Genomic DNA, 11828 nt, shown 5'->3' with positions numbered 1-11828 from the left:
TGTTTATAATTTTTATTTACACTTCTATTTTGAGGGGATAAAAGGTGTTTTTTATTTTGTTTTATTTTTATAATAACTTATTCTGCGTTGTCTAAGAAATCTTTAAATCTTTCTGTAAATTTATCAAAAAAAGATTTAGATTTCTCTTTCTCTCTTTCTTTTTCTTCTCTTTCTTTTTCTTCTTTTTTTCTTTCTTCTTCTAAAAACGTTTCATTATCGATTTCGTTTTCAACTTCAGGTGGTACTAATTCTTCGGGTATTTCCTTGACTTCTTTTTTTAGTCCTTCCATTAGTAATCCTACAGCTGTTGCGTATGCAGGGCTAGATAAGGCTTGATCAGAATCATCTGCTAAATGTTCATCTGGATATCCTATACGAACGTCCATTCCTGTTATATATTCTACTAACTGTCTTAAATGTTTTAATTGAGAGCCTCCTCCTGTTAATACAATTCCTGCAATTAATTTTCCTTTTTCGGTTTCATGCCCATAATTTTTTATTTCTAAATATACATGCTCAATAATTTCTTGTACTCTTGCATGAATTATTTTCGATAAATTTTTAAGGGTAATTTCTTTTGGTTCTCTGCCTCTTAAACCAGGTATAGAAACAATTTCTGTTTCTTTATTTTCTCCCGGCCATGCCGAACCAAATTTCACTTTTAATAACTCGGCTTGCTTTTCAATAATTGAGCAACCTTCTTTTATATCTTCAGTAATTACATTTCCTCCAAAAGGAACTACAGCTGTATGACGAATAACACCGTCTTTAAATATTGCTAAATCAGTTGTACCTCCTCCAATATCAATTAAAGCAACTCCTGCTTCTTTTTCTTCTTGACTTAACACAGCTGCCGCCGATGCTAATGGCTCTAAAGTTATTTCTGATAAATTTAAGCCAACACTTTTTACGCATCTGCCGATATTTCTAATAGAAGATATTTGACCAACAACTACGTGAAAATTAGCTTCTAATCGTCCGCCATACATTCCAATAGGTTCTTTAACATCTGACTGACTATCTACTTTAAATTCTTGTGGTAAAACATGAATAATTTCTTCACCAGGTAGCATTACTAATTTATGTACTTGCCCTACTAGACTTTCAATATCAGTATCACTAATTACCACATCTGATTTTTCACGTGTAATATAATCGCTATGATGTAAGCTTCTAATATGTTGTCCTGCAATACCTACCACTACATTTTCTATAGACTGCCCTGAAATACTTTGTGCTTCATTAACTGCTTGTTCTATAGATTCAATTGTTTGCGTAATGTTATTTACAACACCACGTTTTACACCTAAACTTTTAGCTTTACCAATACCCAAAACCTCTAATTTGTCGTATTCATTCTTACGACCAATCATTGCTACAATTTTGGTAGTACCAATATCTAAACCAACGGCTATTTTATTGTTTTTCATCTTGCTTTTGTTTTGTGCACACAACTTGGTTGTGGTATTTTACATTTATTGTCTTATATTTTTTAATTGTTTTATCAATCAAAGCTTTATTATAAAATGCGATTAATTTTTTAAACTTAATTGCTTCTTTTTCAAGCTTTCCAAAAATTATTTTATAACTACCACTACGAACGGTAAATATATATTCCTTTTTTCTATTTTTTTGAATTGCTACAATTTCTTTACTAAAAAAATTATAGTTTTCTATTTTTTTTATCAACTGTATTAGCTCCTTTATATCTTTCGGATTATTCCTTACTCCTGATATTAAGGGTACTCTTGCCGAAAAATTTGATGATAATGGAATTTCGACACCAAATTCATCAATATAATAAGACGCATGTTCATTTACAATACGAGCTATTGGTTTACGCTGTTTTATCAATGTTTTCAATACACCATCAATGGTCAAATAAACAGTTGCTTTTTCAACATAAGGGTTTCCTAAAACATTCGTTTCTAAAAAGTGTAAATTTACTACTCTTTTTCGTTGATTTTTAACAAAGCCACTATTTTGTATTAACATTTTATCAACCATACTGTGTGTCAAAAAGTTATTATCACCCTCTTCAAATTCAACTACTGTGTTTTTTACTTCTTTTAAACCGTTTTTATTGCTTGTGAACCCATATAAAAAGCCTAAAAAAAGCAACAACAAGAAAAAAGACACGTATGTAGCTATTGTTTTCATTGTTAATTTTTATGTTTTTGGATTAAATCATCTCTTATACCATCTATCAATAAACCGATATCCCCCGCACCAATCATAACTATAATATTAGACCCTTTTTTTAAAATTTCGTCACTTAATTTATCTTTAGAAATTAATATTTTATTTTTTAATTTTACTTTTTCTAATAACCAAGATGATGTTACCCCTTTTATAGGTAATTCTCTTGCAGGATAAATATCTAACAAAAGTAAGTCATCAAACCTCGAAAGAGCCTTAGCAAAGTCAGCTACAAAGTCTTTAGTTCTACTAAACAAATGAGGTTGAAAAACTCCTAATATTTTCTGGTTAGGATACATTTCCTTTACCGAAGTAATTACAGCGTTTATTTCTGTTGGATGATGTGCATAGTCATCTATCAATACTAAGTTTTCCGTTTTAATTTTATATGAAAATCTACGCTGAACCCCAGTAAAAGTTTTCAACTGGTTTTTAATATTTTCTAACGTAACACCATAAACATCTGCCATTGCTAAAGCAGCTAAAGCGTTCATCATGTTGTGTTTCCCTGGTAAATTAAAGGTGATATTTTTTATAGTTTCTGTAGGAGTATCTACATCAAAAACATAAGCACCTGTTCCTATTTTTACGTTATATGCCCTATAGTCGGCAGCTTCATTGACAGCATAAGTTAGCCCTTTTAATGGCAGTCCTTTTGCTACAATTAAAGTATCAGAAACCTTATTTGCAAAATCTTTAAAAGATTCTTGTAGCATTTCATTTTCACCATAAATATCTAAATGATCGGCATCCATAGAAGTAATACAAGCAATATTTGGCGATAATTTTAAAAATGATCTATCAAATTCATCAGCTTCTACAACCGATATTTTATCTTCTCCTAAAATTAAATTTGAATTGTAATTTTCTGAAATTCCACCTAAAAAAGACGTTGCTTTTTCGGGCTGCATAATATGCCCTAAAATTGCCGACGTTGTTGTTTTACCATGTGTTCCTGCAACGGCTAAACATTGAGTGTTTTTGGTAATTTCACCTAAAATTTCAGCTCTTTTTAAAATCGTAAAGCCATTATTTTTAAAATAAGTCAACTCTTGATGTGTACTCGGAATTGCAGGTGTGTAAACAACCAGTGTTTTTTGAGTGTTTAAACAAGAAAGTGGTATATTTTTCACTCCATCTTCAAAATGAATTTTTACGCCAATAGTTGTTAATTTTTTTGTAATCGGACTTGATGTTTTATCGTAACCAAATACGTTTTTTCCATTTACAGAAAAATAACGTGCAATTGCACTCATACCAATACCTCCAATTCCTATAAAATAGACGTTATGTATTTCTTTTAAATCCACTAATTAATTAATTTTTCTATTTCGTTAACAATATCTTTTGTTGCCTTTGGCAATGCCAATTTTTTCATATTTTTGCTTAAATCGGCTTGTTTTTCGGTATCTTTTAACAATCCTTTCAATACTTTTGGAAATTCTGTTAGTTCTTTTTCTACTACCAAAATCGCGCCATTTTTATCAACAATAGCTTTGGCGTTTTTAGTTTGATGGTCTTCCGCTACATTTGGCGACGGAATAAAAATGGTAGGCTTACCAACAATACATAATTCTGAAACCGAACTTGCTCCTGCTCTTGATATTATAAAATCGGCAGCAGCATACGCTAAATCCATTTTATTTAAAAAGGCATGAACTTGCACGTTTTCTAAATTATTATAACGCTTATAATCGTCAATATAAAGTTTTCCACACTGCCAAATTAACTGCACGTTTTGAGCCTTAAAAAAATCTAAATTTGCTTGAATTAATTCATTTATTTTTCGAGCCCCTAAACTTCCTCCTAAAATTAAAATTGTTTTTTTAGCTTTATCTAATTTAAAAAAAGTTTTCCCTTCGGATATTTTCTCGGTAATATTCAATAAATCTTGTCGTACAGGATTTCCTGTTTTGATAATTTTATCCCTCGAAAAAAAACGTTCTAAACCATCGTAAGCAACACATATTTTATGCGCTTTTTTACTTAATAATTTGTTGGTAATTCCTGGGTAAGAGTTTTGTTCTTGTACCAGAGTTGGAATGTTTTTTTTACCTGCAACCATTAATGTGGGTCCGCTTGCAAAACCACCTGTTCCAATGGCAACATCTGGCTTAAATTTTTTAATAATAACGTGTGCTTTCCATAAACTATGGACTAATTTTACCGGAAAAAGTAAATTTTTAAAGGTTATTTTTCGTTGAATTCCTGCAATCCATAATCCTTTAATTTCATAGCCAGCTTCCGGAACTTTTTGCATTTCCATTTTATCTGAAGCACCAACAAACAAAATTTTTGCTAATGGATAACGTTCTTTTATTTCGTTTGCAATGGCAATCGCTGGGTAAATATGCCCACCAGTTCCGCCACCACTTATAATAACACTAATCGCCTGTTTCATGTAAAATATTTAAAGGGTTATCATCTAAAATAGCTTCTTCTGTTTCATTTTGAGAAGCACTTACACTCAATATCATTCCTAAGGCAAAACAAGTCATCCAAATAGATGTACCTCCACTACTAATTAGCGGAAGTGTTTGCCCAGTTACAGGTAATATATTTACGGCAACTGCCATGTTAATCATCGCTTGAAATACGATAGGTATTCCTACGGAAAGCACCATTAGTGTACCAAAAATAGTTGTTGTTTGTTTAGCAGTAATTAAAATTCTTAATAATAGTACCAGGTAAATAACAACAATTACCACAGCACCTACAAGTCCCCATTCTTCAATAATAATGGCATATATAAAATCGGAAGAAGACTGTGGTAAAAAGTTTTTCTGCACACTTTTACCTGGACCTTTTCCTATCATTCCACCTGTTACGATGGCTATTTTTGCTTTTTCTACTTGATAATTTTCTTTTATGTCAACTTTATAAAACCCTTCAATCCTACTTTGCCAAGTATTTACACGGTTTGGCATTACTTCAGGGAATGCTTTTGCTACCAAAATAAAAAACACCAATGAAAGAAGTCCTATACCAATCACATTACCAATATATTTTAACGGATACCCTCCAATAAATGTCAATAATAAAACCATTAAAAAAAGAATGGCTGTTGTTGAGAAGTTCGCTGGAAGTATCAATAATAAAATTATAGAAACAGGTAACCACAATTGTAACAAGCTTTCTTTAAAGTTGATGAATTTTTCTTTATTCTTTGCTAAATACCTTGAAACATAGGTCATCAATACCAAACCTGCTAAAGTAGAGGTTTGAAAACCGATGCCTACAAACGGAATTCGAATCCATCTACTAGCATTTGCTCCACCTATTATTTTCCCCTGTGCCAAGGTAAACACCAATAATAAAACAACTACAGGAAGCATTAAAACTGACGCACCACTAAAATACCTGTATGGAATTTTATGAACACCATAAATAACAGCAAAACCAGTTATTAATAATACAACATGCTTCATTAAATGCCCTAGCGTAGAGCCATTACCTACCACATAAACCAAGTTGGTACTTGCGCTATATATAGGCATAAATGAAAATATTGCTAGCAATGCCACAATAGTCCAAATAGTTTTATCTCCTTTTATTTGCTTAAAAATTGTTTTAATCAATCAGTTTGGTTTTATAAATTATAAATTGCTTCTTTAAATTTTGTACCTCTATCTTGATAGTTTTTAAATAAATCAAAACTCGCACATGCTGGCGATAACAAAACAGTATCGCCTGAATTTGCTAATTTACTTGCTGCTGCTACTGCTTTATCGGCTGTATTAGTTTCAATAACAGCAACAAGGTTCGCAAAGGCTTCTATAATTTTTTGATTATTTTCTCCTAAGCAAACGATCGCTTTTACTTTTTGTTTTACTAATGGTAATAATTCGGTATAATCATTTCCTTTATCAACACCGCCAACAACCCAAACTATTGGGGTTTTTATACATTCTAGTGCATAAAAAACAGCATTTACATTGGTTGCTTTACTATCATTAATAAATTGTACGCCATTTACTTTTTGGACATATTCTAATCGATGCTCAACAGCTTGAAAATCTGACAAACTTTTAGCAATTACATTAGTATTTATTTGTAATAGTTTTGCAGTTATTGCAGCTGCCATTGCATTTTTAATATTGTGTTTGCCTTTTAACGCTAAATCATCAATTTTGATTAAAACTTCTTCGGTTTCTAGTTTTATTATTATTTTATCATCCCTTAAAAAAGCACCATATTCCGATTCTTTTTCAATTGAAAAAGGGATTTTTTGAGCCTTTGTAGTATTCTTTTTTAGCCAATTTTGTATTTCTATATCATCAGCATCATAAATTAAAAAATCGGTTGCTGTTTGATTTTTTGTAATGCGAAATTTTGAATTTATATAATTACCAAAATTATAATCATATCTATCTAAATGATCTGGCGATATATTTGTAACAACAGCAATATGTGGGCTGAAATCAATAATTCCATCTAGCTGAAAGCTACTCAATTCTAATACGTAATTTTCAGGTGATTTTTCAGCCACTAACTGCGCAAAACTATCGCCAATATTACCACCAATACAAACACTTAAACCCGTATTTTTAAGCAAATGACCTGTTAATAATGTGGTCGTAGTTTTTCCGTTTGAGCCTGTGATTCCTATTATTTTAGCTGCGGTATATTTTGCGGCAAATTCAATTTCAGAAATCACTTTTATACCTTTTAAAATTAACGCTTGTATTAGCGCTATTTTATCAGGTATCCCAGGGCTTTTCATAACAATATCTGCATTAAAAATTGCCGATTCGGTATGTTTATTTTCTTCGAAATTTATAGCGTTTTCTAAAAGTACTTTTTTATATTTTTCAGCAATCGTTCCTTTATCAGAAACAAAAACCTCAAAACCTTTTTGCTTTCCCAATAATGCCGTTCCAACACCACTTTCTCCACCGCCAAGAATAACCAACCTTTTCATATTATCTTAATTTTAAGGTTACAATGGTTAAAACTGCTAGTAAAATTCCAACAATCCAAAAACGAGTTACTATTTTACTTTCGTGGTAATTTAATTTTTGATAATGATGATGTAATGGTGCCATCTTAAAAATACGTCTTCCTTCACCAAACCTCTTTTTGGTATATTTAAAGTAAAAAACTTGAAGTATTACCGATAAATTTTCCACTACAAAAATACCTGCTAATATTGGCAATAGCAATTCTTTACGAATAGCAATAGCAATTACGGCTATAATTCCACCAATTGTTAAACTTCCTGTATCACCCATAAAAACTTGAGCAGGATAAGTATTATACCAAAGAAAACCGATTAAAGCACCCGCAAAAGCGAATATAAAAACCGTCATTTCACCAGAATTAGGAATATACATGACATCTAAATAATCGGCAAAAATGATATTTCCTGAAACCCATGCAAATATTGCCAAAGCAATTACCATAATAGCCGATGTTCCAGCGGCAAGCCCATCTATTCCATCGGTTAAATTAGCACCGTTTGAAATTCCTGTTACAATAAAAACAACGACAAATATAAATACAATCCAACCGTATTTTTGATAATCATCGCCTAAAAAACTAAGTGCTTTTGCATAGTCTAACTCATTATTTTTTAAAAAAGGAACGGTAGTTTTTGTTGATTTATACGCCTCTCCAAATACCTTAACCTTACCATTAACTTGTTCTGTTTGCTGACTAGCAGGGAGCTGTTCTTTCATAGTAACATTTGGATGAAAATACAACATAGCCCCAACAATAATACCTAAACCAACCTGTCCTAACACTTTAAAGCGACCTTTTAAACCTGCTTTATCCTTTTTAAACACTTTTATATAATCATCTGTAAAACCGATAAATCCCATCCAAATAGTGGTTATCAATAAAATAATGATGTAAATATTTTCTAGTTTTGCCAATAATAATACCGGAACTAAAGTAGCAAGGATAATAATAAGCCCTCCCATTGTTGGTGTTCCTGCTTTTTGAACCTGCCCAGCTAAACCTAAATCACGTACCGTTTCGCCAATTTGTAATGTTCTTAAAAAGTTGATAATTCGTTTTCCAAAAATAGTAGAAATTAACAATGACATAATAAAAGCCATTGCTGCACGAAAGGTAATAAACTGAAAAACACTAGCGCCCGTTAAGTTAAATTCACTTTCTAAATATTGAAATATATAATATAGCATTTATGCTTTTTTTAGTTGATTAAAACAATTTTTCACTTCCTCCAAATCATCAAAATGATGTTTTACACCATTTATTTCTTGATAATCTTCGTGCCCCTTTCCTGCAATTAATATAATATCTCCTGTTTGGGCTAATTTACATGCTGTTTTTATTGCTTGTTTTCTATTTAAAACTGATAGTGTTTTTTTGTAGTTTTCAGCCGATACTCCTGCTTCCATTTGATCAATAATTAGCTGTGGATTTTCAGTTCGAGGATTATCCGAAGTAAATATTGCCTGACTACTTAATTGCGCCGCAATTAGTGCCATTTTTGGTCGTTTTGTAATATCTCTATCACCACCGCAACCTACAACAGTAAAAATACTTTGAGTATCTGTACGAATATCATTAATTGTTTGCAATACATTTTTCAGCGCATCTGGCGTGTGTGCATAATCAACAACAGCAGTTACTCCATCGCTTGAAATAATATATTCAAAGCGCCCGCTAACGCTTTTTAAATCGCTTATTAACCTCAATGTTTCTAGTTTTTCTAATCCTAATAAATTAGCAACACCAAAAATAGCTAACAAATTAGAGGCGTTAAATTCACCAATTAATTTTGTCCAAACCTCAACAGCATTTATATATAATAAACTTCCTGAAAAACGTTTTTCTAATACCTTTGCTTTAAAATCAGCAAGAGTTTTTAAAGCATAAGTTTGCTTTTTAGCTTTGGTATTTTGCAACATTATTTGCCCATTTTTATCATCAATATTTACCAAGGCAAATGCCGATTTTGGCAAAACATCAAAAAATGATTTTTTAACATCTCTATACTCTGCAAACGTTTTATGATAATCTAAATGATCGTGCGATAAATTGGTAAAAACACCCCCTGTAAAATGTAAACCTTCGGTACGTTTTTGATGAATTCCATGTGAACTCACCTCCATAAAACAATGAGTTACTCCTGCATCAATCATTAATGATAAATACTTGTTTATCGCTAATGAATTTGGCGTGGTATGTGTTGCTTTATGCTCTTTATCATCCACCATAATTTTTACGGTAGATAACAAGCCTACTTTATGCCCCGCTTTTTTAAAAAGTTGATACAATAAACTAGCAATTGTTGTTTTTCCATTAGTTCCTGTAATTCCTACTAATTGCAATTTTTTTGATGGATTATCATAAAAATTAGCCGCCATAATAGCTAAAGTGGCATCCGAATCAGTTACCTCAATATAGGTAATGTCTTGTTTTTTATCCGAAGGAATATCCTGGCAAACAATAACTGTTGCTCCTAAATCAATAGCTTTTTCTATAAATTGATGCCCATCAACAGTACCGCCTTTTTGAGCAATAAATACATCGTTTTTTTGTACCAAGCGGCTATCAAACACAACTGCATTGATCCTTTCTTGAATAGTTCCATAAATTTTATTTACAGATACTTTATGTAATATGTCTTTTAATTTTTTCAATTATAATAACTTTAAATAAACGGTTGCTCCTTTTGATACTTTTACACCATTATCAATAGATTGTTCTGTTACTTTCCCCATTCCTGAAAATTCTACATGTAATCCCATATTTTCTAATAATGCAATGGCATCCATAGCACTCATACCTATAACTTTAGGCATAATCGTTTTATATTTTATTAATTTATTGTAATAATCTTGATATTCTTTATCAATACTTTCTGATGAAATTTCATCAGAAACTAATTGATTGTTAATAGGTGTTGTAGTGTAAATTTTCTGAGCAATATCTTTAAATACTGGTGCAGCAACCTTAGCTCCATAATATCCTTTGTCTTTATCGGGGCTATGCACCACTACAATACACGAATATTTAGGTTTATCCGCAGGAAAAAAACCGACAAAAGAAGCTACATATTTTTTATTCGAATAATGCCCATAAACCGTTTTACCCGATTTATTTTTATGTTTAGGAATCCATTTTTTAGCTGTTCCTGTTTTTCCTGCCATAGAAAATCGTGAAGAATACATACTTTCAGCTGTTCCTTTTTTCACCACATTTTCCATTACCTTTCTAACTTTATTAATGGTGTTTTGAGAGGCAATTTTTTCTTTTAAAACAACCGTTTCAAAACGTTTTTCAACATTTCCTCCCATCCTTAATTCTTTTACAAAATAAGGTTTTACCAATTTCCCATTATTTGCCACTGCATTATAAAAAGTTAATGTTTGCAGAGCTGTTAAATGAACTCCATACCCCCAAGCCATCCATTCTAATGAAATAGGACTCCAACTTTTTTCTAACGGATTTGGAATATATGGTTTTCCTTCTCCTTTTATTTTAACATCGGTAAGTTTATCTAAGCCAAAAGATTTTATTCGTTTTATAAACTTCTTGGGGTTTTTATCATAATTTTTTCGAATCGTTTTTACAATTCCAACATTTGATGAAACCTCAAAAATACGTGCCAATGAAATTTTACCATGACCGCCATTTTTACTATCTTCTACCTTTCTATTGTTAATAAAAATTCTACCATTTCCACAATCAACAACATCAGAAGTATCTGCAACTCGGTCTTCTAGAACAGCCATTAAACTCGCTAATTTAAACGTAGAACCAGGCTCATGAGTTTCCCAAACCGCATAATTTCTTTTTTCGTAATATTTTCCTTCGGATGTTCTTCCTAAATTAGAAATTGCTTTAATTTCACCTGTTTCAACCTCCATAACTACGGCACATCCGTGGTCTGCCTGAAAATAATTTAACTGCCTAAGTAATGCGTGATGGGTAATATCTTGAATATTAACGTCAATCGTGGTAATAACATCACTACCATCAACTGGTTCTTTTTCATTAACATCGTTAATAGGTTTCCATTGCCCTTTGGCTATTTTTTGCTTTAAACGCCAACCATTTTCACCTTGCATATAATCGGCAAAAGCTCCTTCAATACCCGCACCTCCTTTTTTATTGTCGTAGCCAATTGTTCGAGCAGCAATCTTACCAATAGGGTGCACCCTAACAGTGCTTTGTTCGGCAATAAAACCACCCCTGTAAATACCCTCGTTAAAAATTGGAAAAGTTCTCATTTTCGCACAATTATTATAACCAATATTTCGGGCAATTAATAAATAGCGATTTTTTCGTTTTCGAGCCCGTCTAATTTTACCTTGATAATAACTAGCAGGCTTTCCTAACATTTGAGATAATGAATCCGATAAAGCGCGTATGTTTTTTTCAAACACCGCCGATTTTACCACAACAGCATCCATTCTAATGGTATATTTTGTAATCGAAGTTGCTAGCAGATTTCCATCAGCCGCATACACATTTCCTCTATTGGCAAATATGGTATCATTTTTTACTGTTTTTTCTAAAGAAAGCTTACGATACTTGTCGCCATCGAAATATTGAAGTTTAATAACCCTAAAAATAATAAACAATAAAAAAAGCGTCATTAAAACTACTACCACATAGAGCCTGTTTAATATGCTTTTTTTTATAACCAT

General features: G+C 31.8%; 9 protein-coding genes. All 9 read right to left on the bottom strand.

Annotated elements, in window-relative coordinates:
- Positions 1-77: 77 nt before the first annotated feature.
- From ftsA to ABNT14_RS01250, 9 genes are read right to left on the bottom strand one after another with little or no spacing between them, the layout of a single operon-like run.
- Positions 78-1430 carry a cell division protein FtsA gene (gene ftsA, locus ABNT14_RS01290; RefSeq protein ID WP_101902484.1) on the bottom strand — a complete coding sequence of 451 codons (1353 nt, stop codon included), beginning with the start codon at positions 1428-1430 and terminating at the stop codon, positions 78-80.
- A complete protein-coding gene (locus ABNT14_RS01285) occupies positions 1417-2160 on the bottom strand; it encodes a cell division protein FtsQ/DivIB (RefSeq protein WP_101902483.1) in 744 nt (247 codons plus the stop codon). The genes ftsA and ABNT14_RS01285 overlap by 14 nt, the downstream gene beginning before the upstream one ends.
- A gap of 2 nt (positions 2161-2162) precedes the next feature.
- The gene (murC, locus tag ABNT14_RS01280) at positions 2163-3509 is read right to left on the bottom strand and encodes a UDP-N-acetylmuramate--L-alanine ligase (RefSeq protein ID WP_101902482.1); all 1347 of its coding nucleotides are present in this window, start codon (positions 3507-3509) and stop codon (positions 2163-2165) included.
- Entirely contained in the window at positions 3509-4600 is a 1092-nt protein-coding gene (murG, locus tag ABNT14_RS01275) for an undecaprenyldiphospho-muramoylpentapeptide beta-N-acetylglucosaminyltransferase (RefSeq protein WP_101902481.1), read from the bottom strand. Before murG ends, murC begins: the two co-directional genes overlap by 1 nt.
- Complete coding sequence (locus ABNT14_RS01270) at positions 4584-5774, bottom strand: FtsW/RodA/SpoVE family cell cycle protein (RefSeq protein WP_101902634.1); 1191 nt, start codon at positions 5772-5774, stop codon at positions 4584-4586. The genes murG and ABNT14_RS01270 overlap by 17 nt, the downstream gene beginning before the upstream one ends.
- A gap of 14 nt (positions 5775-5788) precedes the next feature.
- Complete coding sequence (gene murD / locus ABNT14_RS01265; RefSeq protein ID WP_101902480.1) at positions 5789-7120, bottom strand: UDP-N-acetylmuramoyl-L-alanine--D-glutamate ligase; 1332 nt, start codon at positions 7118-7120, stop codon at positions 5789-5791.
- 1 nt (position 7121) lies between these two features.
- Entirely contained in the window at positions 7122-8348 is a 1227-nt protein-coding gene (mraY, locus tag ABNT14_RS01260) for a phospho-N-acetylmuramoyl-pentapeptide-transferase (protein ID WP_101902479.1), read from the bottom strand.
- Entirely contained in the window at positions 8349-9815 is a 1467-nt protein-coding gene (locus ABNT14_RS01255) for a UDP-N-acetylmuramoyl-L-alanyl-D-glutamate--2,6-diaminopimelate ligase (RefSeq protein ID WP_101902478.1), read from the bottom strand. It lies immediately after the preceding gene.
- Positions 9816-11828 (bottom strand): penicillin-binding protein, encoded by a 2013-nt coding sequence (locus ABNT14_RS01250; RefSeq protein WP_232174790.1) that lies wholly within the window; start codon positions 11826-11828, stop codon positions 9816-9818. It abuts the gene before it with no gap.

It is taken from the genome of Tenacibaculum dicentrarchi (genome assembly GCF_964036635.1).
In the GTDB taxonomy this organism is placed as follows: Bacteria; Bacteroidota; Bacteroidia; order Flavobacteriales; family Flavobacteriaceae; genus Polaribacter; species Polaribacter dicentrarchi.
Note: the sequence above shows the minus strand (reverse complement) of the source record. Positions and strands in the feature narration are given on the sequence as shown.

Excerpts from the sequence above, each read along its gene's own strand:
- ftsA (WP_101902484.1), bottom strand. The coding sequence starts at position 1,430 with ATGAAAAACAATAAAATAGCCGTTGGTTTAGATATTGGTACTACCAAA.
- ABNT14_RS01285 (WP_101902483.1), bottom strand. The coding sequence starts at position 2,160 with ATGAAAACAATAGCTACATACGTGTCTTTTTTCTTGTTGTTGCTTTTT.
- murG (WP_101902481.1), bottom strand. The coding sequence starts at position 4,600 with ATGAAACAGGCGATTAGTGTTATTATAAGTGGTGGCGGAACTGGTGGG.
- murD (WP_101902480.1), bottom strand. The coding sequence starts at position 7,120 with ATGAAAAGGTTGGTTATTCTTGGCGGTGGAGAAAGTGGTGTTGGAACG.
- mraY (WP_101902479.1), bottom strand. The coding sequence starts at position 8,348 with ATGCTATATTATATATTTCAATATTTAGAAAGTGAATTTAACTTAACG.
- ABNT14_RS01250 (WP_232174790.1), bottom strand. The coding sequence starts at position 11,828 with ATGGTTATAAAAAAAAGCATATTAAACAGGCTCTATGTGGTAGTAGTT.